This window comes from Roseobacter phycocola, assembly GCF_042055075.2.
Lineage (GTDB): Bacteria > Pseudomonadota > Alphaproteobacteria > Rhodobacterales > Rhodobacteraceae > Roseobacter.
In genome coordinates this window covers 1,930,323-1,950,186 of sequence record NZ_CP194010.1, presented here as the reverse complement: position 1 = coordinate 1,950,186, position 19,864 = coordinate 1,930,323, and the positions used below count along the sequence as shown (strand labels likewise).

19 protein-coding genes are annotated in these 19,864 nt (G+C 62.9%); 17 read left to right on the top strand and 2 right to left on the bottom strand.

The annotated features are described in order from the left end of the window. Positions 1-3 precede the first annotated feature (3 nt). The 6 genes from rsmH to mraY are packed head-to-tail and all read left to right on the top strand — an operon-like array spanning position 4 to position 7,187. Complete coding sequence (rsmH, locus tag AB4K19_RS09600) at positions 4-996, top strand: 16S rRNA (cytosine(1402)-N(4))-methyltransferase RsmH (RefSeq protein WP_375228160.1); 993 nt, start codon at positions 4-6, stop codon at positions 994-996. Continuing rightward, entirely contained in the window at positions 996-1,358 is a 363-nt protein-coding gene (gene ftsL / locus AB4K19_RS09595; RefSeq protein WP_375228159.1) for a cell division protein FtsL, read from the top strand. The genes rsmH and ftsL overlap by 1 nt, the downstream gene beginning before the upstream one ends. Further along, positions 1,355-3,130 carry a peptidoglycan D,D-transpeptidase FtsI family protein gene (locus AB4K19_RS09590; protein ID WP_436399505.1) on the top strand — a complete coding sequence of 592 codons (1,776 nt, stop codon included), beginning with the start codon at positions 1,355-1,357 and terminating at the stop codon, positions 3,128-3,130. Before ftsL ends, AB4K19_RS09590 begins: the two co-directional genes overlap by 4 nt. Positions 3,131-3,147: 17 nt before the next feature. Beyond that, positions 3,148-4,629: a UDP-N-acetylmuramoyl-L-alanyl-D-glutamate--2,6-diaminopimelate ligase gene (locus AB4K19_RS09585; protein WP_436399504.1), complete on the top strand. Its 1,482-nt coding sequence runs from the start codon at positions 3,148-3,150 to the stop codon at positions 4,627-4,629. After that, complete coding sequence (locus AB4K19_RS09580; protein ID WP_436399503.1) at positions 4,626-6,056, top strand: UDP-N-acetylmuramoyl-tripeptide--D-alanyl-D-alanine ligase; 1,431 nt, start codon at positions 4,626-4,628, stop codon at positions 6,054-6,056. Before AB4K19_RS09585 ends, AB4K19_RS09580 begins: the two co-directional genes overlap by 4 nt. A gap of 9 nt (positions 6,057-6,065) precedes the next feature. Then, positions 6,066-7,187 carry a phospho-N-acetylmuramoyl-pentapeptide-transferase gene (gene mraY / locus AB4K19_RS09575; protein WP_436399502.1) on the top strand — a complete coding sequence of 374 codons (1,122 nt, stop codon included), beginning with the start codon at positions 6,066-6,068 and terminating at the stop codon, positions 7,185-7,187. 63 nt (positions 7,188-7,250) lie between these two features. Here mraY and AB4K19_RS09570 read toward each other — a convergent pair whose 3' ends face one another. Further along, positions 7,251-7,919: an HD domain-containing protein gene (locus AB4K19_RS09570; protein WP_375228156.1), complete on the bottom strand. Its 669-nt coding sequence runs from the start codon at positions 7,917-7,919 to the stop codon at positions 7,251-7,253. Between the two features lie 456 nt (positions 7,920-8,375). On the opposite strand from AB4K19_RS09570, the gene murD reads away from it, so the two are divergent. Continuing rightward, complete coding sequence (gene murD, locus AB4K19_RS09565) at positions 8,376-9,770, top strand: UDP-N-acetylmuramoyl-L-alanine--D-glutamate ligase (protein ID WP_436399501.1); 1,395 nt, start codon at positions 8,376-8,378, stop codon at positions 9,768-9,770. Between the two features lie 13 nt (positions 9,771-9,783). Here the strand turns inward: murD and AB4K19_RS09560 are convergent, their stop codons facing one another. Further along, positions 9,784-10,962, bottom strand: coding sequence for an NAD(P)/FAD-dependent oxidoreductase (locus AB4K19_RS09560; protein ID WP_436399500.1), 1,179 nt, complete (start codon positions 10,960-10,962; stop codon positions 9,784-9,786). Between the two features lie 133 nt (positions 10,963-11,095). Here AB4K19_RS09560 and ftsW point away from each other — a divergent pair, with 133 nt between their 5' ends. From ftsW to AB4K19_RS09510, 10 genes are all read left to right on the top strand, one after another. After that, positions 11,096-12,265: a putative lipid II flippase FtsW gene (ftsW, locus tag AB4K19_RS09555; protein WP_375228155.1), complete on the top strand. Its 1,170-nt coding sequence runs from the start codon at positions 11,096-11,098 to the stop codon at positions 12,263-12,265. After that, complete coding sequence (locus tag AB4K19_RS09550) at positions 12,262-13,365, top strand: UDP-N-acetylglucosamine--N-acetylmuramyl-(pentapeptide) pyrophosphoryl-undecaprenol N-acetylglucosamine transferase (protein ID WP_375228154.1); 1,104 nt, start codon at positions 12,262-12,264, stop codon at positions 13,363-13,365. The genes ftsW and AB4K19_RS09550 overlap by 4 nt, the downstream gene beginning before the upstream one ends. Next, positions 13,362-14,768, top strand: coding sequence for a UDP-N-acetylmuramate--L-alanine ligase (gene murC / locus AB4K19_RS09545; RefSeq protein ID WP_375228153.1), 1,407 nt, complete (start codon positions 13,362-13,364; stop codon positions 14,766-14,768). The genes AB4K19_RS09550 and murC overlap by 4 nt, the downstream gene beginning before the upstream one ends. Continuing rightward, entirely contained in the window at positions 14,768-15,016 is a 249-nt protein-coding gene (locus AB4K19_RS09540) for a DUF2484 family protein (RefSeq protein ID WP_436399499.1), read from the top strand. Before murC ends, AB4K19_RS09540 begins: the two co-directional genes overlap by 1 nt. Beyond that, complete coding sequence (locus AB4K19_RS09535; protein WP_375228152.1) at positions 15,013-15,288, top strand: DUF2484 family protein; 276 nt, start codon at positions 15,013-15,015, stop codon at positions 15,286-15,288. The genes AB4K19_RS09540 and AB4K19_RS09535 overlap by 4 nt, the downstream gene beginning before the upstream one ends. After that, the gene (gene murB / locus AB4K19_RS09530) at positions 15,272-16,189 is read left to right on the top strand and encodes a UDP-N-acetylmuramate dehydrogenase (protein ID WP_375228151.1); all 918 of its coding nucleotides are present in this window, start codon (positions 15,272-15,274) and stop codon (positions 16,187-16,189) included. Before AB4K19_RS09535 ends, murB begins: the two co-directional genes overlap by 17 nt. 169 nt (positions 16,190-16,358) lie before the next feature. Further along, positions 16,359-17,237, top strand: coding sequence for a D-alanine--D-alanine ligase (locus AB4K19_RS09525; RefSeq protein ID WP_375230873.1), 879 nt, complete (start codon positions 16,359-16,361; stop codon positions 17,235-17,237). Next, on the top strand, positions 17,225-18,103 hold the full coding sequence (locus tag AB4K19_RS09520; protein WP_375228150.1) for a cell division protein FtsQ/DivIB: 879 nt from the start codon (positions 17,225-17,227) through the stop codon (positions 18,101-18,103). The genes AB4K19_RS09525 and AB4K19_RS09520 overlap by 13 nt, the downstream gene beginning before the upstream one ends. A gap of 3 nt (positions 18,104-18,106) precedes the next feature. Further along, the gene (gene ftsA / locus AB4K19_RS09515; RefSeq protein WP_375230872.1) at positions 18,107-19,441 is read left to right on the top strand and encodes a cell division protein FtsA; all 1,335 of its coding nucleotides are present in this window, start codon (positions 18,107-18,109) and stop codon (positions 19,439-19,441) included. Position 19,442: 1 nt separating this feature from the next. Next, positions 19,443-19,850 carry a hypothetical protein gene (locus tag AB4K19_RS09510; protein ID WP_375228149.1) on the top strand — a complete coding sequence of 136 codons (408 nt, stop codon included), beginning with the start codon at positions 19,443-19,445 and terminating at the stop codon, positions 19,848-19,850. Positions 19,851-19,864 lie beyond the last annotated feature (14 nt).

Below are 19,864 nucleotides of genomic sequence, written 5' to 3'. Positions count from 1 at the left end.
GACATGGCTGCTGCGGCCACCTCTGACACGTCTGCGCCTCACATCCCCGTTCTGTTGTCTGCAATTCTTGATGCTGTGTCTCCGGTGCGGGGCACCTGGCTCGATGGCACCTTTGGCGCGGGCGGGTATACGCGCGGGCTGCTGGAGGCCGGCGCGGACCGGGTGATCGCCGTGGACCGTGATCCGCTGGCCTTTGAGATGGCCGCAGGCTGGGCAGGCGCCTGGGGCGACCGCCTTGTGCAGCAGCGTGGTGTCTTCTCGGCGATGGACAGTTATGCGACCGATCTGGACGGGGTTGTGCTGGATCTCGGTGTCTCTTCGATGCAGCTGGATCTCGCGGAACGTGGCTTTTCCTTCATGCGGGATGGCCCGCTGGACATGCGCATGAGCCAGGAGGGTCTCTCGGCCGCAGATATCGTGAATGAGGCCGCCGAAGAGGTCATTGCGAACATCCTTTTTCAGTATGGCGAGGAACGCGCCAGCCGCCGCATTGCAAAGGCAATCGTGCGGGAACGCGCGCTGGAGCCGATCACAACGACGCTGCGCCTTGCGGGCATCATCGAAGGCTGTCTGCCGCGTGCAAAACCCGGTCAGTCGCACCTGGCTACCCGCAGCTTTCAGGCGCTGCGCATTGCCGTAAACGACGAATACGGCGAGCTTTTTCAGGGGCTTATGGCCGCAGAGCGCGCGCTGGCTGAGGGCGGCTGGCTCGCCGTTGTGACCTTTCATTCGGTTGAGGACCGGATGGTCAAACGCTTTCTCACAGCGCGCTCAGGCGGGGGTGGCAACCCAAACCGGTTTGCGCCCGAGGTGCAGCGCGACGCACCGCAGTTCACTCAGGCCAGCCGCAAGGCCATTTCCGCCGATGCCACCGAGATCGCGGCAAACCCGCGGGCCCGCTCGGCGCGGCTGCGCGTAGCGGTCCGTACCGACGCGCCCGCAGGCGATATTGATGCAAAATCCATCGGTATGCCGGTGGTCAGAGAGGTTATCTGATGCGCACTTTCCTCTATATCCTTACCACGATCAGTGTGATCGGACTGGCCTTCTGGGCGTACCGCGAAAATTACGCGACCCAGGCGGCACTGGCCGAGACGCGTGAGCTGCGCACCGACATCCGGCAGGCCCATGAACGCCTCGCGGTGCTGCGTGCCGAATGGGCGTACCTGAACCGCCCCGACCGTCTGCGTGATCTGGCGGACATCAATTTCGACCGGCTGGGCCTGCTTCCGCTGCGGCCCGACCAGTTCGGTCACGCCGACCAGGTCGCCCTGCCGCCGGACCCGATCATTGAATTTGAAAATGCTGTGGATGTCTCCAGCCTCGGCGACGCGCAGCCCGGGGAGGTGGTGCAATGATCCGCACGCCGCTGCGCCCGCTGGCCCGTATCCTCGATGCCCGCGAAAAGGGCGAGAACCCGGACGCGATCGAGCGGGAGAACATCCGCATCCGCCACGAACAGATGCGCGACGCCGCCCGCCAGCGGGCCGAAGGCCGCCTGCTGATCCTCGGCGTCTTCTTTCTGTGCGCGTTCCTCGTTGTCGGGGGCCGCATGGGCATGATGGCAACCTCTGAGCCGCGTGAGCCGCGCGCTGAGGCACCGGGCTCCGTGATCCATGCCGCGCGCGCCGATATCGTTGACCGGCACGGCAACCTGCTGGCCACGAATTTCGAAACACACGCGCTTTATGCCCAGCCGCCCCACATGGTCGATCCGGCCCATGCAGCAAAGGGTCTGGCGCAGATTTTCCCCGATCTCGATGAAAAGGAGCTGCTGGCGGATTTCACCGGCAGCCGCAAATTCCTCTGGATCAAACGCCGCATCAGCCCCGAGCAGATGCAGGCCGTGCATGAAATCGGCGACCCGGGCCTGCTCTTTGGGGCGCGGGACATGCGGCTTTATCCCAACGGTTCTCTGGGGGCCCACGTGCTGGGCGGGGCCAGCTACGGCAAAGAGGGTGTGAACGCTGCCGAAGTGATCGGTGTGGCGGGGGTCGAGAAGTATTTCGATGATTACCTGCGCGACCCGGCCAATGACGAACTGCGCCTCTCGCTCGATCTGACCGTCCAGGCGGCAGCCGAACGGGTGCTGTACGGCGGTATGAAGCTGATGAATGCCAAAGGGGCCACGTCCGTGCTGATGGATGTGCACACCGGTGAGGTGATCAGCGTGGTTTCGCTGCCGACCTTCGATCCGAACAAACGGCCGCGCCCTCAGGTGACGGGCGATGCCTCGGACAGCCCGCTCTTTAACCGGTCGGTGCAGGGCGTCTATGAGCTCGGTTCCGTCTTCAAGATTTTCACCGCAGCCCAGGCGATGGACCTTGGCATTGTGAACCCGGAAACGGTGATCGACACCCGCGGCCCGCTGCGCTGGGGCAAGTTCCGCATCCGGGATTTCCGTAACTATGGCAATGAGATGACCGTCTCCAAGGTCATCGTGAAAAGCTCCAACATCGGCACCGCGCGCATCGCTCAGGACATCGGCGTGCAGCGCCAGCGTGACCTGATGAAAAAACTTGGCATGCTGGAGGCGACGAATTTTGAGATCGTCGAGGCCGCCGGCGGACGTCCGCTGCTGCCGGCCAACTGGTCCGAACTGAGCGCCATGACCATCTCCTACGGACACGGGCTGTCGACATCGCCTATGCATCTGGCCGCGGGCTACGCTGCCCTGGCCAACGGCGGGTTCAGAGTGGAGCCGACCATCCTCAAACAGAACGGGCCGCGCCTGGGCGACCGCGTCTTCAGCGAGAAGGCATCGCGCGAAGCGCTGCGCATGCTGCGCCGTGTGGTCACAGAAGGCACCGCCAGTTTCGGCGATGTCAAAGGCTACGCTGTGGGCGGCAAGACCGGCACGGCAGACAAGCCGCGCCCGCAGGGAGGGTATTACGAGGACAAGGTGCTGGCCACTTTTGCCTCCGTCTTTCCCGCGCATGACCCACGTTATGTGCTGGTTGTGACCCTCGATGAGCCCATCGACACCACCGGTGACGAACCGCGCCGTACGGCAGGCTGGACAGCCGTGCCCGTGGCCGCCGAGATGATCCGCCGTGTTGCTCCGCTGCTGGGACTGCGGCCGACCGTTGAACCCGGCCCCGTGACGGATATAAAGCTGACCTCAAACTGATCGCAGAGGTGGGGGCCATGCACGACGATCAAAAACAGCTTTCTGCACTCGGCCTGACCGCTGCCCGTGGGCGCAATCCGATGATCACCGGTCTCGCATCCGACAGTCGCGATGTGGCTGCGGGGACGCTCTTTGCGGCACTGCCCGGCAGCACTGTGCATGGGGCGCGTTTTATCCCTTCGGCACTTGAGGCCGGGGCTGCCGCCATTCTGACCGATGCCGAAGGGGCCGAACTGGCGCGCGACGCGCTGGAGGCCAGCGAGGCCGCGCTGATTGTCACGCAGGCCCCGCGCGAAACACTTGCCCGGACCGCAGCGCTCTGGTTCGGGGCGCAGCCGGAAACGCTTGTGGCGGTGACCGGCACGAACGGCAAAACCTCCGTGACCAGCTTTGTGCGCCAGATCTGGACGCTGCTGGGCCACAGCGCCGTCAATCTCGGCACCACCGGGGTCGAAGGGGCCTGGGCGGCGCCGCTGGCCCATACAACGCCTGATCCGATCACCCTGCACCGCGCGCTGGCCGATGCGGTCACGAACGGTGTCACACATGCTGCGATGGAGGCCTCCAGCCACGGGCTCGACCAGCGGCGGCTGGACGGTGTGACGCTTAAGGCGGCGGGTTTCACCAACTTCACCCAGGACCACCTCGATTATCATGAGACCTTCGAGGATTATTTTGCCGCCAAAGCAGGTCTCTTTGCCCGCGTGCTGCCCGAGGACGCCAAAGCGGTCATCAACATCGAGGCAGACCGCGGCACAGATATGGTCGCCATCGCCTCCGCACGGAACTGCCCGGTGGTCAGTGTCGGGCGCGGTATCGGGGATTTTCATCTGGGTAACATTCAGGTGGATGCCACCGGCCAGACGGTCGCCTTCCGGCACATCGACAAGACTTATGTCCGCAGGCTGGGGCTGATCGGTGATTTTCAGGCAGAGAACGTGATGATGGCCGCCGCCCTTGTAATCGCCTGTGGCGCGGATCCGGCGGATGTTTTTGACACGCTGGGCGATCTGACAACCGTGCGGGGCCGGATGCAGCTGGCCGCCACCCGCGAAAACGGTGCGACAGTTTTTGTCGACTACGCACATACGCCCGACGCGGTGGCGACCGCCTGTCAGGCACTGCGCCCGCATGTGCTGGGCCGGCTTATTGTGATTGTGGGTGCCGGGGGCGACCGGGACGCGACCAAACGTCCACTGATGGGGCAGGCGGCGGCCGAGAACGCGGATCTGGTGATCGTGACCGATGACAACCCGCGCAGCGAGGACCCGGCGGCGATCCGTGCTTCGGTGCTGCTGGGCGCACCGGATGCGATGGAGGTGGGTGACAGGGCCGAAGCGATCCTGCGCGGTGTCGATGCGCTGGGGCCGGGGGATGCCCTGCTGATCGCGGGCAAGGGGCATGAAACGGGTCAGATCGTGGGCGACGATGTGCTGCCCTTTGATGACGCGGAACAGGCCAGTGTCGCGGTTTCCGCCCTCGACGGGAGGTTCGCATGACACTCTGGACTGCTGAAGAAGCCGCGACAGCCACCGGTGGCAGCACCACAACCGACTGGGCCGCAACGGGCGTGTCGATTGACACCCGTACGCTGGAGCCCGGTGATCTCTTTGTGGCGCTTAAGGATGTACGTGACGGGCACGATTTCGTGGCCCAGGCGCTGGAAAAGGGGGCTGCAGCCGCTCTTGTGTCGCATGTGCCGGATGATGTCCCGGCCGATGCGCCGCTGCTGGTGGTGGATGATGTGCTGGCGGGTCTTGAGGCGCTGGGCCGGGCCGGCCGCGCGCGGATGACCGGCCAGGTAGTGGGCATTACCGGCAGTGTCGGCAAAACCTCGACCAAGGAAATGCTACTGGCGATGCTGTCAGATCAGGGGCGGGCGCATGCCTCTGTGGCGAGCTACAACAACCACTGGGGCGTGCCGCTCACGCTGGCGCGGATGCCGGCGGACACCGAGTTTGCGGTGATCGAGATCGGGATGAACCACCCCGGCGAGATTGCGCCGCTCTCGAAAATGGCGCAACCCCATGTGGCGATGATCACCACAGTCGCCGCGGCGCACCTTGAGGCCTTCAGTGATATCACCGGGATTGCGGTGGAAAAGGCTTCGATCCTCGAAGGGGTCGTGCCCAACGGCATTGCCGTTCTGAACAGCGATATTGAGACCGCCGCGATCCTGATGGCCAAGGCCGAGGACTGCAAACTGCGCGATATCGCGTTCGGTGAGCATGGCTATGATTTCCGCCTCAACCGCGTGACCGTCCAGGGTGACAGCACCGTGGTGCAGGCGACAATGGGTCAGGAGCCGCTGCTCTATAAGCTGAGCACGCCGGGGCGGCACTTTGCGATGAATGCGCTGGGGGCGCTCGCTGTCATGGCGGCCCTCCGGCTGGACATGGCACTGGCGGTCGGCTCCATCGGGCGATGGACGCCCTACAAAGGGCGCGGCGTGCGCGAAAAGATCACGCTCGACCCGGTCGATACCCGTATGACGCTCGACCTGATTGACGACAGCTACAACGCCAACCCGACCTCAATGGCGGCAGCACTTGAGGTGCTGGCGGCGGCAGAGGTGAAACATGACATTGGCCGCGTCTCCAAGGGCCGGCGCATCGCCTGGCTGGGCGACATGAAAGAACTGGGCGCCGATGAGATTGCCCTGCACGCAGGTCTGGCCCACCTGGACGCCATGAAAGAGATCGACGTGGTTCACTGCATCGGCCCGCTGATGAAATCGCTGCACTACCTGATGCCCGAGGCACAGCGCGGTGAATGGTTTGAAACCGCCGAAGAGGCTGTCCCGCGCGTGAAGCACCTGCTCGACAGCGGGGACGTGGTGCTGGCCAAGGGCTCGCTCAGCATGAAACTGGCGCTGATCGTTGACGCCATCCGCAAAATGGGACATGCCCCGCTGGACGTGGAATAGGGGAAACCGATGCTATACTGGCTTACGCTGCTGTCAGACGGGGGGGACGTGTTCAACCTCTTCCGCTATATTACGTTCCGCGCAGGCGGGGCCTTTCTGACGGCACTGGTGTTCGGGTTTCTCTTTGGCAAACCGCTGATTGCCGTGCTGCGCCGCCGCCAGGGAAAAGGCCAGCCAATCCGTGATGACGGGCCGGAGGGGCATTTTGCCAAGGCCGGCACGCCCACCATGGGCGGTCTGTTGATTGTGGGCGCGCTGCTGACCTCGACCCTGCTCTGGGCGCGGCTCGACAACCCCTTTGTCTGGATCGTGCTTGGCGTCACCCTGGCCTTTGCCGCTATCGGGTTTGCCGACGATTTCGCCAAGGTGTCCAAGGGCAACCACAAGGGCGTGCCGGGGCGCGTGCGCCTGCTCGCAGGGTTTATCATTGCGGGCGTGGCAACGGCTGCGGCGATGTATGTGCACGGCCTGGCAGATGCCGATCTGGCCGCCCGGGTCGAAGGCTATGAGCCGCTTTCTGCGCGTCTGGCCCTGCCGGTATTCAAGGATGTGCTGCTCAATCTGGGTCTTCTGTTCATTCCCTTCGGCATGATCGTGATCGTGGGCTCCGCCAACGCGGTGAACCTCACGGACGGGCTCGACGGGTTGGCCATCATGCCGGTGATGATCGCCGCAGGCACCCTGGGTGTGATTGCCTATGCCGTGGGCCGGGTCGATTTTACCGAATACCTCGATGTGCATTACGTGCCGGGCACGGGGGAAATCCTGATCTTTACCGCGGGGCTGTTCGGCGGTGGTCTGGGGTTCCTGTGGTACAACGCGCCGCCCGCTGCTGTCTTCATGGGTGACACCGGTTCACTGGCGCTGGGCGGCGCGCTGGGGGCGATTGCGGTCAGCACCAAACACGAGATCGTACTGGCCGTTGTGGGCGGTCTTTTCGTGGTCGAAGCGCTCAGCGTGATCATCCAGGTCGCCTATTTCAAAGCCACCGGCAAACGCGTGTTCCTGATGGCCCCCATCCACCACCATTATGAGAAAAAGGGCTGGTCCGAGAGCACCATCGTGATCCGGTTCTGGATCATCTCCCTGATCCTCGCAATGATCGGACTGGCCACGCTCAAGGTGCGCTGACGCGCACTGGCTGCCCGGCAAACGCCCACCCACCCACCCCGTTCGCCGGGCAGCCGCGGCTCTCTAACTGTCCGGGCGCATGGGTGACACTTCGGCCAGAAATCCGTTCAGGAAGTCTTCGACGACGCCATGACGGGCTTTTGCCAGAGCCTGGCCGGTTTCGGTCTGAAAACTTCCTGAAAGTTTCAGCAGCTTGGACCTAAAATGATCAATGGCGAATTTCAGGTCGTTCAGGTCCCGGTTTGAGGCATCGGGATCTTCCGGGTCATAAAGTGCACGTCCGAGACGGCCTGAAACATAAAAGCATCTGGCCACGCCGGTGTATCCTATGGCGTCCAGGCGATCGGCGTCCTGGAGGATTCGTGCTTCGGTTGAGACCGGTCTGATCTGAGCAGAAAAACTGTGCGCTTCAATGGCGTGGGTCACCGCGGCGATTGTGATGTCGCACCAGCCGCACCGGTGCAGAATGCCCGCGGCTTTGTCTGCCGCCAGTCGTGAAGCAACGGGCCTTTCAGGGGAGTCTTTGGGGACATTCACGCAGTCATGAAGCAGCGTTGCGGCTGCCAGAACTTTCAGGGTGCCGCCTTCTTTTGCGCTGATGGCGCGCACATTGTCCCAGACGCGCACCAGATGCGCCGCGTCATGGGCAGCATCGTCCACGCCGTCAGACACCAAAGGCAGCAGGTCGTTCGCCAGTTTCTGAAAGGGTGCAAAACGCGCAGAGATGTCCATGATCATTGCCTAGCGGAAAAGCGGTTTCGCGGCAACGCGGCATGATCCTGCGCGGGGTGGCGAGGGGGCAGGCGCCGGTCAGCAGCGCGCCCCGATGAGGCTTTATCCTGCCGGTGATCTGCCGTGATAGGATTGCCCGCGTTTCGGGACCCTGCGACCGGGTGCCTTCAGCAGGCGGCCTTTGCCTTTCAGTCCTCCCCTCCACCCGCAAACCTTAACAAACCCCACCGTGCGCGCTGTTAACCCGCCCCCGAACCGACCCGTCCACCGACGCAATACCGACAAAATACCGACGTTATACCGACGTGCCAAAACCGCCCCGGCCCCCTTTTAACTATGATGACCTGGGTGAGTCGCCGCTTCAGGCCCCTGGCGCATCCGAGCGCCCCATTAACCACCTTGCCCCCGGCCGCCCGGCACGGCACTGTCGCGCCGGACAAACAGGGGAGATGCCGCGTGATTCCGGTCGCAGGTGTAACAGGGCAGACCATCGCCGTTCTGGGGCTCGGTCGCAGCGGGCTGAGTGCTGCGCGTGCGCTGGAGGCGGGCGGTGCCACCCCCGTCTGCTGGGATGACAACGCTGAGGCACGCGCCCGCGCCGAGGCCGAGGGGTTCGCCTGTAAACACCTGAAAACGCCACAGCATTTTGACGGCGTGGACCGGCTGATCGTCAGCCCCGGAATCCCGCATCTCTATCCCGCGCCGAACCCCGTTGTGGCCGCAGCCCTGGCCGCCGGTGTACCGGTGGACAATGACATCGGTCTCTTTTTCCAGTCATTTGCCACCGGGGACTGGCACCGCTTTGATACTGCCCCGCGGGTGGTGGCGGTCACAGGTTCCAACGGAAAATCAACGACTTCGGCCCTGATCCATCATGTGCTGTCCGAGGCCGGGCGACCCTGCCAGCTGGCTGGAAACATCGGGCGCGGCGTGCTGGATCTCGACCCGCCGTACGACGGCGAAGTGGTGGTGCTGGAGTTGTCCAGCTACCAGACCGAACTGGCGCGCAGCCTGACGCCTGATATCGCGGTTTTCACGAACCTGAGCCCGGATCATCTTGACCGGCATGGCGGGATGGGCGGGTATTTCGCGGCCAAACGCCGGCTGTTCGCCGAAGGAGGACCGGACCGGGCCGTCATTGGCATTGATGAGGACGAAGGCCTTTTTCTCGCCGGGCAGCTGTCAGAGGGGCGCGGAGACGAGCGGGTGATCCGTATGTCGGTTGCACAAAAGCTGACAGGACCCGGCTGGCATGTCTTTGCGCGCAAAGGGTTTTTGTCCGAATATCGCAAGGAGCGCCAGGTTGCCTCGGCTGACCTGCGCGGCGTGCCGGGTCTGCCCGGAGCGCATAATCATCAGAACGCCTGTGCTGCCTGGGCGGTCTGCCGGGCGCTGGGTCTGGCCCCGCGTGTGATCGAAGCTGCCTTTCACAGCTTTGGCGGGTTGCCGCACCGCAGCCAGCTGGTGGCAGAAAAGTACGGCGTGCGGTTTGTGAACGACAGCAAGGCTACGAACGCGGACGCAGCGGCGAAGGCCTTGTCAGCGTTCAGAAATATCCGCTGGATCTGCGGTGGGCTTGCTAAGGAAGGTGGTCTGCCGGGGCTCGAAGGCGCGGCAGAAACAGTGCGCAAGGCCTATGTGATCGGCCGGGAAGCGGCCGGGTTCGCTCTGCAGCTGCCTGTTGAGGCTGAGGTCTGCACAAGTATGGCAGAGGCCGTTGCGCGCGCCACATCCGATGCTGAAGAAGGTGATGTGGTACTGCTGGCGCCTGCGGCGGCGAGCTTTGATCAGTACGACAATTTCGAACAACGCGGCGATGATTTTGTGGCCGAAGTCCGGAAACATCTCTGACAGCGCAAGGCTGTCAGGGGGCACCCATCGCGCGGGCGGCCGCCATGCCCGAGGCCCAGGCCCACTGAAAATTATACCCGCCCAGCCAGCCGGTGACATCAACGGCTTCGCCAATGAAATACAGGCCGGGGACACTGCGGGCCCCCATCGTGCGGGAGGACAGCGCATCTGTGTCGATGCCGCCGAGGGTCACCTCTGCGGTCCGGTACCCTTCGGTGCCGGACGGGTGCAGGGTCCAGCGCTCCAGGTGGTTCGCAATGTCAGTCAGCCGCTGATCTGACTGATCAGCCAGGTTGCCGCTCAGGTCCATTTCGCCCGCGAGGAAATCGACCAGCCGTGCAGGCAGGAAAGTCGCAAGTTCAGTGGTCAGGTTGCGCCGGCCTGACGCCTGCCGCTTTTTACGCAGCGCGTCCGTGAAGCGCCCCGCAGGCGTCAGGTTGACCGTGACGGGCTCCCCTTCGCGCCAGTAGCTGGACGCCTGGAGTACCGCAGGACCTGACAGGCCGCGATGCGTAAACAGCAGCGCTTCGTCAAAGGATGCGTCCCCGGCCTGCACCCGTGCCGGGGTGGAGACGCCGGAAATGCCGGCAAACCGCTGGTCCGAAAAGGTAAATGGCACCAGCGCGGGACGTGTTTCCGTCACCTTCAGACCGAAATGGCCGGCGACCTCATAGGCAAAGCCGGTTGCGCCCATTTTGGGAATGGATTTCCCGCCCGTCGCAATGACGAGGCTGCGCGCCTGTACCTGCTGTTGCCTGCCGTCCTGTTCCAGCGTCAGCGAGAAACCTTCGGGTATCTTTGCAAATGAACTCACAGAGGTTTGCAAATGCAGTTCAGCACCGTTTTCCTGCATCAGACGGTGCAGCATGGCGATGATATCCTTTGCGGAATTGTCGCAGAACAGCTGCCCCAGTGTCTTTTCGTGCCATGCGATGCCGTACCGGTCGACAAGATCGATGAAATCCCACTGTGTGTACCGGGCCAACGCGGATTTTGCGAAATGCGGGTTCTCTGAGAGGAATGCTCCGGGCGCACAGTGCAGGTTGGTAAAGTTGCACCGCCCGCCGCCCGAGATGCGGATTTTCTCCCCCGGCGCCTTTGCATGATCGACAATCAGGACCCGCCCGGGCGCATGGGCTGCGCACATCATGCCCGCAGCACCCGCCCCAATGATTGCGATATCGTATTCCATGCCCGCGAACTGGCCTGATTTCCCCTTAAAGGCAAGGGTTCAGGCTGGTCTGAAAGTCCGTTTCAGGTTACACTGCGCAAATCAGACCCCGAAAAGGGGCGTATCGGCAGTGTAACAATCAAGGCAGGCTTCCATGACGGAAATGGTCTATGGTGCGGTCCCGGTTCGCGATGGCGAGCCGATCCTCCCCAAATGGTGGCGGACAATCGACAAATGGGCGATGTCCTGCGTTCTCATTCTTTTTGCGATCGGACTGTTGCTGGGGCTTGCTGCCTCGCCGCCGCTGGCGGACAAAAACGGATTTGAGGCCTTTCACTATGTACAGCGGCAGGCGCTGTTCGGCACGCTGGCGCTGGTCGCGATGCTGATCACTTCGATGATGTCACCGGTGCTGGTGCGGCGGCTGGCTGTGCTGGGGTTTCTGGTTGCCTTTGTGGCGCTCGCTCTGCTGCCGTTTTTCGGCACTGATTTTGGCAAGGGGGCCGTGCGCTGGTACCGCCTCGGCTTTGCATCGCTGCAGCCTTCAGAATTCCTCAAGCCGGGGTTTGTTGTGGTGGCGGCCTGGATGATGGCGGCATCGGCGGATCTGAATGGCCCGCCTGGCAAGACCTGGTCCTTTGCCCTTTGTATTTCCATCGTGCTGATGCTGGCGCTGCAACCTGACTTTGGCCAGGCCTGTCTGGTGCTTTTCGCCTGGGGCGTGATGTACTTTGTGGCCGGAGCGCCGATGGTGCTTCTGGTTGGCATGGCGTTGCTGGTGGTGGCTGGTGGCACACTGGCCTATGCCAATTCTGAACACTTCGCGCGCCGCATCGACGGCTTTCTCAGCACGGAGATCGACCCCACCACCCAGCTGGGATACGCCGAGAACGCGATCCGCGAGGGTGGTCTGTTCGGTGTCGGCGTGGGCGAGGGGACCGTGAAATGGTCACTGCCGGACGCGCACACTGACTTTATTATTGCTGTCGCAGCAGAGGAATACGGGCTGATCCTCGTCCTCGTCATCATCGCGCTTTATGCCACGGTGGTGATCCGCTCGCTGATGCGTCTGGTGCGGGAGCGTGACACCTTTATCCGGCTTGCGGGCACCGGGCTGGCCTGCACGCTGGGGGTTCAGGCGATGATCAACATGGGCGTCGCCGTGCGGCTGCTGCCGGCCAAAGGCATGACGCTGCCGTTCGTCAGCTATGGCGGGTCCTCGGTGATTGCGTCCGGGATTGCTGTGGGGATGCTTCTGGCCTTTACCAGGACGCGTCCGCAGGGCGAGATCAGTGACCTTCTGACACGCGGACGGGGACGATGACGGGCAAACCACTTCTGCTGATCGCGGCCGGCGGCACCGGCGGGCATATGTTCCCGGCGCAGGCGCTGGCCGAGGCCATGCTGTCGCGCGGCTGGCGCGTCAAGCTGTCGACCGATCCGCGGGGCGCACGCTACACCGGCGCGTTCCCGGAAGGTACTGAAATCGAAGTCATCAGCAGTGCGACTTTTGCGCGGGGCGGGCTGGCTGCCAAACTGGCGGCACCGTTCCGTATCGGGGCTGGCGTGCTCGGCGCTTTGCTGAAGATGCGGCGTGACAGGCCCGCTGTTGTCGTGGGTTTTGGCGGGTATCCGACGATCCCCGCAATGTCGGCGGCGTTTGTGATGAAACTGCCGCGCATGATCCATGAGCAAAACGGTGTTCTGGGGCGGGTCAACGAATTCTTTGCGACGCGCGTCGAGGGGATTGCCTGCGGGACCTGGCCCACCGAACTGCCACAGGGCGTGGCGGGCGAACATACCGGTAATCCGGTGCGCGGCGCGGTGCTGGAGCGGGCCGAAGCAGGCTATATCTCGCCGGGCGATTATCCGATGGAACTGCTGGTGATCGGGGGCAGCCAGGGCGCGCGTATTCTGAGCGACGTCGTTCCCCCCGCTGTGGCGGCCCTGCCGATGAACATCCTTGAGAACATACGCGTCAGTCACCAGGCCCGCGAGGAAGACCTCGAACGGGTCGAAGGGTTCTACCGCGATCACAATATCCGGGCAGAGGTTCTGCCGTTTTTTGACGATGTCCCGCGCCGCATGTCCGAGGCGCAGCTGGTGATCAGCCGGTCCGGGGCGTCCTCCGTGGCCGACATTTCGGTGATTGGCCGGCCCTCTGTGCTGATCCCCTTTGCGGCGGCAACAGGCGATCACCAGACAGCCAATGCGCGAGGCCTTGTTGAGGCCGGGGGCGCGATTATGGTGCCTGAATCCATGGCCAGTGTGGAAACCCTGGCCGAGATGATCACTTCGGTGCTGGACAATCCGGACGGCGCGATGCAAATGGCGCGCTCGGCGGCCAGGTTTGGCAAGCCGGAAGCGACAGAGCTGCTGGCCGGTATGGTCGAACGGCTTGCCGCGAGGGGATATGAGACATGAGCGCAGCAACCAAACTGCCCGGGGACGTGGGCCCCATTCATTTCGTCGGGATCGGCGGGATCGGCATGTCGGGCATTGCCGAAGTGCTTCTGAACCACGGCTATACCGTGCAGGGGTCAGACCTTAAAGCGACGCCCATTACCCGCCGTCTGGAAGAATTGGGTGCGACGGTGTTCGAGGGTCAGTCCGCTGATAATATCGCCAATGCAGAGGTGGTGGTGATCTCGTCCGCCATCAAACCCGGCAACGCGGAGCTGGACGCGGCACGGGCGCAGGGCCTGCCGATTGTCCGGCGCGCGGAAATGCTGGCGGAGCTGATGCGCCTGAAATCCAACATTGCGGTTGCGGGAACCCACGGCAAAACCACCACCACAACGATGGTGGCCACACTGCTGGATGCCGGTGACTTTGATCCGACTGTTGTGAACGGCGGCATTATTCATGCCTATGGCTCGAACGCCCGCGCAGGCGAGGGTGAATGGATGGTGGTCGAGGCCGACGAGAGCGACGGAACATTTAACCGCCTGCCTGCAACGATCGCCATTGTGACCAACATAGACCCCGAGCATATGGAGCACTGGGGTACCGAAGAAGCGTTGCATCAGGGCTTTTACGACTTCGTGTCGAACATTCCGTTTTATGGCCTGGCCGTCTGCTGCACCGATGATCCGGATGTTCAGGCGCTCGTGGGCCGGATCAGCGACCGCCGGGTTGTGACCTATGGCTTTAATGCCCAGGCCGATGTGCGCGCAGTCAACCTCAGCTACAAAGCCGGTGTTGCCCATTTCGATATTGCGCTGCAGGCCGAGGGTATCGTCATCGAAGACTGCAGCCTGCCGATGCCTGGTGATCACAACGTCTCGAATGCGCTCTCTGCCGTCGCGGTGGCGCGCCATCTCGGGATGAAAGGCGAAGAAATTAAGAAAGCGTTAGCCGCTTTCGGAGGTGTTAACCGCCGCTTTACCCGTGTGGGCGAAGTTGATGGTGTGACAATTATCGATGATTACGGCCACCATCCGGTTGAGATTGCCGCCGTGCTCAAAGCAGCGCGCCAGGCCACCGACGGCCGTGTGATCGCTGTGCACCAGCCGCACCGGTACAGCCGCCTGAGCCACCATTTCGATGCCTTCTGTGCCTGTTTCAATGACGCGGATGTGGTTGGCATAGCCGAAGTGTTTGCGGCAGGTGAGGAGCCTGTGGAGGGCGCATCCCGCGATGATCTGGTTGCCGGGCTGATCCGGCACGGACACCGCCATGCACGCGCGGTCGTCGGCGAAGACGACCTTGAACGCCTCGTGCGCGAACAGGCACGTCCGGGCGATATGGTCGTCTGTCTTGGGGCAGGCACCATCAGCGCCTGGGCAAACGGTCTGCCGCAGCGGTTGCAGAAAGGGGCGGCGTGATGCTGCTATGGGCCTGTATTTTCTGGGTTCTGGCTTCAGCGGCGGTGGCGATGCTGCCGATGCGTCTTCAGTATGTCCCGGGTATTGCGTTGCTTGTCGCGGCGCCGGTGCTGATCGTGCTCGCAGGTCTGACCTGGGGGTGGTGGGTCGCAGCGCTGGCCCTGTTTGCTTTTGTTTCTATGTTCCGCAATCCGCTGCGCTATTTCCTGGCTCGCGCGCGCGGTGAACGTCCGGAGATCCCCCGATGAGTACCGCGCTGATCCTTGCCGCCGTCTGGGCGCTTGTGGCCAATGTTCTGGCAATGACCCCCAGCCGTGACCACCACTGGCGCAACGCCTATATGCTGATTGCGGTCGGTATCCCGATTGTCGGCCTTGTGACCTGGACACATGGGCCATGGGTTGGCCTGCTGGTGCTGGCGGGCGGTATGTCAGTGCTGCGCTGGCCGGTCATTTATCTGGGCCGCTGGATCAGGCGGGTCTCTCTGCGCCAGGAAAAGGTCCATGACCAGGATGCCTGAAGTCCGCGGTCGTCTGACCCCGGACCGCCCGCTGAATGAACTGACCTGGCTGCGCGTTGGCGGCCCTGCGGACTGGTTGTTTCAGCCTGCTGACGAGGACGACCTGAGCGCGTTTCTGGCTGATCTGCCGGCTGACGTGCCGGTGTTCCCAATGGGTGTCGGGTCCAACCTGATCGTGCGGGACGGTGGGCTGCATGCGGTCGTGATCCGTCTGGGCCGGGGGTTCAATGACATTTCCTGCGAAGGTACCCGCGTGACGGCAGGTGCGGCGGCACTGGATGCGCATGTGGCGCGCCGCGCGGCGGATGCCGGGCTTGATCTGACATTTCTGCGCACGATCCCGGGCAGCATTGGCGGCGCCGTGCGGATGAACGCCGGGTGCTATGGCAGCTACACCGCGGATGTGCTGACAGAGGTGCGCGCGGTATCGCGTGACGGAGAGCGCCATACGATCCCGGTGGCAGATCTGCACCTTGCCTATCGCAGCAGCCGGATTGACCCGGGGATGGTCATAACGTCAGCTGTTTTTGAGGCGCCGCGCGGAGACCCGGAAGAGCTGCATGCGCGTATGGAGGAACAGCTCGCAAAACGAGATGCCACCCAGCCGACCAAAGACCGCAGTGCAGGGTCGACATTCCGGAATCCTGCTGGCTTTTCCTCCACCGGGCGGGACGATGATGTACATGATCTCAAAGCCTGGAAGGTGATTGACGAGGCCGGTTTGCGGGGCGCGCGCCTGGGCGGTGCCCAGATGAGCGAAAAACACCCAAACTTTCTGATCAATGCAGGCGGTGCCACTGCTGCTGACCTCGAAGGTCTGGGCGAAGAGGTGCGAAAAAAGGTTTACGCCAAAAGCGGTATCACGCTAGAATGGGAAATCATGCGGGTTGGCGAAAAGTGAGGGGAATTAACCCCCGTTTAACTATAAACCGCCACGCTCGCCTGACATAAAAACAGACGGTGAACCGGCGCAAAAGCCGGGCATAACACAAACAGAAGGGGCCAAAGGCCCCAGCAGAGGCACCAAGGTGGGTCAGTCGGGCAGGACACCCTCCAAAGTGGCAGTTTTAATGGGCGGACCTTCGGCTGAGCGCGAAGTGTCGCTGTCCAGCGGGCAAGCCTGCGCTGACGCTTTGCGGGAAGAAGGATACAACGTCATCACTGTTGATGCGGGCGCGGATCTGTGCGCCGTGCTGACCGGTATTGCGCCGGATGCGGTGCTTAACTGTCTGCACGGTCGCTGGGGCGAGGATGGCTGTGTGCAGGGGCTGCTGGAATGGATGCGGATCCCGTATTCTCATTCCGGTGTGCTTGCCTCTGCACTGGCAATGGACAAACAGCGCAGCAAGGCGGCCTTCGGGGCGGCTGGCCTGCCGACGGTACACAGCGTAATCGCTCCTGCGGATAATGTGCGCGCGGCGCACGTGATGGAACCACCCTATGTGGTCAAGCCAAACAACGAAGGGTCGTCTGTCGGCATCTATCTGGTGCACGAAGAAGCCAACGGGCCGCCACAACTGAGCGATGACATGCCGGACCATGTCATGGTCGAGAAATTCGTGCCGGGCCGGGAGCTGACAGTCACCGTCATGGGGGACCGGCCGCTGGCTGTGACGGATATCCTGACCGACGGCTGGTACGACTACGATGCAAAATACAAACCCGGTGGGTCCCGCCATGTTGTGCCGGCTGATCTGCCCGAAGAAATAACAGAGCTGTGCCTCGGCTATGCCCTGCGGGCGCATCAGGTGCTGGGATGTCGCGGTGTGAGCCGCACGGATTTCCGGTGGGATGAAGCGCAGGGAGCAGATGGGCTGATCCTGCTGGAGACCAATACCCAGCCTGGTATGACCGCGACGTCCCTGTCGCCGGAGCACGCGCAGGCAGTCGGGATCAGTTTCGGCCAGCTCTGTGCCTGGATGGTGGAGGACGCCTCATGCGATCGCTGATCAGACGCCCGCGCCGGCAGGTTGCAGATCCGGCACCCTCGCGCTGGTCCTGGCGCATGCAGCGCCTGATGCTGACACCGGCCTTCCGGCTGATGCTGCGCGCGGGACTGCCGATGGCGCTGGCATTCGGAGCCGGTACTGCGTGGCTGGCCGATGAAAACAACCGCCAGATGGTGCGGGACACCGTTTTTGAGGCCCGCGCCAGTTTCGAGGCGCGTCCGGAGTTCATGGTGCATCTTATGGCCGTTGACGGTGCCGGCGATGCGCTGGTGGAAGAAATCCGCGAAGTGGTGCCGCAGGATTTTCCGATCAGTTCATTCGATCTGGATCTGCCTGAAATCCGTGGGGCGATCACTGGCCTCAGCCCCGTTAAGTCGGCCACGGTCCGGATACGGCCAGGTGGGGTGCTGCAGGTGGATGTCGAACCAAGACGCCCCGTGGTGATCTGGCGTACAGCTGAGGGGCTGGCGCTGATTGACGTGACGGGCGCGCATGTATCGCGCATTCCGAAACGGATGGATCGGCCGGACCTGCCGCTGATTGCGGGAGAGAGCGCTGACAAAAACGTCAAAGAGGCGCTGAGCCTGTATCGCGCTGCGGCACCGCTTGGCGACCGCCTGCGCGGCATTGTGCGCATGGGCGACCGCCGCTGGGACGTGGTGCTCGACCGCGACCAGCGCATTCTGCTGCCCGAGGAAAACGCCATTGAGGCGCTTGACCGTGTGATTGCGATGGACGGTGCGCAGGACGTGCTGGCCCGCGACATCCGGCGGATTGACCTGCGGCTGGGGACCCGCCCGACCGTTCAGATGACAGAATACGCCACCGGACAATGGTGGGAAATACGACAGGTATCAGGGCAGTAAATGATGAACGATCTGTACGAAAACCAGCGCCAGATGCGCCAGATGCGCAAAGCTGCAATGCAGCGGGGCGTTGTAGCCATTCTGGATGTGGGCAGTTCCAAGATTTCCTGCCTTGTGCTGCGGTTTGATGGCGCTGGTCCGGTGGGCGAAGAAGGCGAAATCGGCTCGCTTGCGGGGCAGTCAGCGTTTCGTGTGATCGGTGCCGCGACCACACGGTCGCGCGGTGTGCGGTTTGGTGAAATCTGCGCCATGCAGGAGACGGAACGCGCCATCCGGACAGCGTTGCAGGGCGCGCAGAAAATGGCAGGGATCCGCGTGGATCACGTCATCGCTTGTTTTGCCGGGGCGGGGCCGCGATCCTATGGTCTGGATGCGCAGGTGGCCCTCGACGGGCGCGAGGTCACCGAAGAAGACGTGGCGCGCGTGATGGCGGCCTGTGATGTGCCGGACTATGGCGCGGGGCGCGAGGTGCTGCACGCGCAGCCTGTGAATTTTGCCATTGATCACCGGTCAGGGCTTGTCGATCCGCGCGGCCAGATGGGCAACAACCTGTCGGTTGATATGCACATGCTGACCGTGGATGGGCAGGCGGTTCAGCATCTGGCCCATTGTATCAAGCGCTGTGATCTCGAACTGGCGGGCATCGCCTCGTCGGCCTATGTCAGCGGGTATTCGTCGCTGGTGGAGGACGAGCAGGAACTTGGGGCGGCCTGCATTGATCTGGGCGGCGGCAGTACGGGCGTGTCGATCTTCATCAAAAAGCACATGATCTTTGCGGATACGGTCCGAATGGGCGGCGATCATGTGACCTCCGACATTTCCATGGGCCTGCAGATCCCGACAGCAAATGCGGAGCGGATCAAGACGTTCTATGGCGGCGTACATGCGACCGGCGTGGACGACCGGGAGCTGATCGAAATTGGTGGGGACACCGGTGACTACGAACACGACAGACGCACCGCCAGCCGTGCGGAAGTGATCGGCATCATGCGTCCGCGCGTCGAGGAAATCCTGGAAGAAGTGCGCGCGCGGCTGGATGCGGCAGGTTTTGATCATCTGCCAAGCCAGCAGATCGTTCTGACAGGTGGTGGCAGCCAGATCCCGGGACTGGATGGTCTGGCGAGCAAAATCCTGGGCCAGCAGGTGAGGCTTGGTCGTCCCCTGCGTGTGCATGGGCTGCCTCAGGCGGCGACAGGGCCTGCCTTTTCTTCGGTGGTTGGCCTGTCACTTTTTGCGGCACACCCGCAGGATGAGTGGTGGGACTTCGATATTCCGGCGGACAGCTACCCCAACCGCTCGTTGCGCCGGGCCGTGAAGTGGTTCCGGGACAACTGGTAAGATGCGGGCCCCGTTCTGGCTTCTGATTTTTCTGGCCGGGGCAGGGGCCGCCGGCGCGCAGACGCGCATTCCGCCTGAGACGTTTCTGGATGAGGCCGTCGGCAGAACCCTGACCTTCAGCATGCTTGGAACGGGCGAAATTGTCGGCACGGAATTCTTTCTCTCGCGCGAACAGTCCGTCTGGGAACAGGCAGACGGGACCTGCACGCGGGGCCGCATCACCACGCCGGATGGTAAAATCTGTTTTCTGTACGATCACCAGCCGGAGCGGGGACCTGTCTGCTGGTGGACCTTCCGGTATGAGGGCCGCCTGATGGTGCGCATTGCGAGCTTCAGTGACAATGAAGTGCAGATCGTCTCCGAAGTGTCGGATACGCCGTTTTTCTGTGGTGGCGCGCCGATCAGCTGAGAACCGCCGCAGGC

What these genes read in the sequence shown, in the direction of transcription:
- rsmH (WP_375228160.1), top strand. Translation starts at nt 4, where the DNA reads ATGGCTGCTGCGGCCACCTCTGACACGTCTGCGCCTCACATCCCCGTT.
- ftsL (WP_375228159.1), top strand. Translation starts at nt 996, where the DNA reads ATGCGCACTTTCCTCTATATCCTTACCACGATCAGTGTGATCGGACTG.
- AB4K19_RS09590 (WP_436399505.1), top strand. Translation starts at nt 1,355, where the DNA reads ATGATCCGCACGCCGCTGCGCCCGCTGGCCCGTATCCTCGATGCCCGC.
- AB4K19_RS09585 (WP_436399504.1), top strand. Translation starts at nt 3,148, where the DNA reads ATGCACGACGATCAAAAACAGCTTTCTGCACTCGGCCTGACCGCTGCC.
- AB4K19_RS09580 (WP_436399503.1), top strand. Translation starts at nt 4,626, where the DNA reads ATGACACTCTGGACTGCTGAAGAAGCCGCGACAGCCACCGGTGGCAGC.
- mraY (WP_436399502.1), top strand. Translation starts at nt 6,066, where the DNA reads ATGCTATACTGGCTTACGCTGCTGTCAGACGGGGGGGACGTGTTCAAC.
- AB4K19_RS09570 (WP_375228156.1), bottom strand. Translation starts at nt 7,919, where the DNA reads ATGGACATCTCTGCGCGTTTTGCACCCTTTCAGAAACTGGCGAACGAC.
- AB4K19_RS09560 (WP_436399500.1), bottom strand. Translation starts at nt 10,962, where the DNA reads ATGGAATACGATATCGCAATCATTGGGGCGGGTGCTGCGGGCATGATG.
- ftsW (WP_375228155.1), top strand. Translation starts at nt 11,096, where the DNA reads ATGACGGAAATGGTCTATGGTGCGGTCCCGGTTCGCGATGGCGAGCCG.
- AB4K19_RS09550 (WP_375228154.1), top strand. Translation starts at nt 12,262, where the DNA reads ATGACGGGCAAACCACTTCTGCTGATCGCGGCCGGCGGCACCGGCGGG.
- murC (WP_375228153.1), top strand. Translation starts at nt 13,362, where the DNA reads ATGAGCGCAGCAACCAAACTGCCCGGGGACGTGGGCCCCATTCATTTC.
- AB4K19_RS09540 (WP_436399499.1), top strand. Translation starts at nt 14,768, where the DNA reads ATGCTGCTATGGGCCTGTATTTTCTGGGTTCTGGCTTCAGCGGCGGTG.
- AB4K19_RS09535 (WP_375228152.1), top strand. Translation starts at nt 15,013, where the DNA reads ATGAGTACCGCGCTGATCCTTGCCGCCGTCTGGGCGCTTGTGGCCAAT.
- murB (WP_375228151.1), top strand. Translation starts at nt 15,272, where the DNA reads ATGACCAGGATGCCTGAAGTCCGCGGTCGTCTGACCCCGGACCGCCCG.
- AB4K19_RS09525 (WP_375230873.1), top strand. Translation starts at nt 16,359, where the DNA reads ATGGGCGGACCTTCGGCTGAGCGCGAAGTGTCGCTGTCCAGCGGGCAA.
- AB4K19_RS09520 (WP_375228150.1), top strand. Translation starts at nt 17,225, where the DNA reads ATGCGATCGCTGATCAGACGCCCGCGCCGGCAGGTTGCAGATCCGGCA.
- ftsA (WP_375230872.1), top strand. Translation starts at nt 18,107, where the DNA reads ATGAACGATCTGTACGAAAACCAGCGCCAGATGCGCCAGATGCGCAAA.
- AB4K19_RS09510 (WP_375228149.1), top strand. Translation starts at nt 19,443, where the DNA reads ATGCGGGCCCCGTTCTGGCTTCTGATTTTTCTGGCCGGGGCAGGGGCC.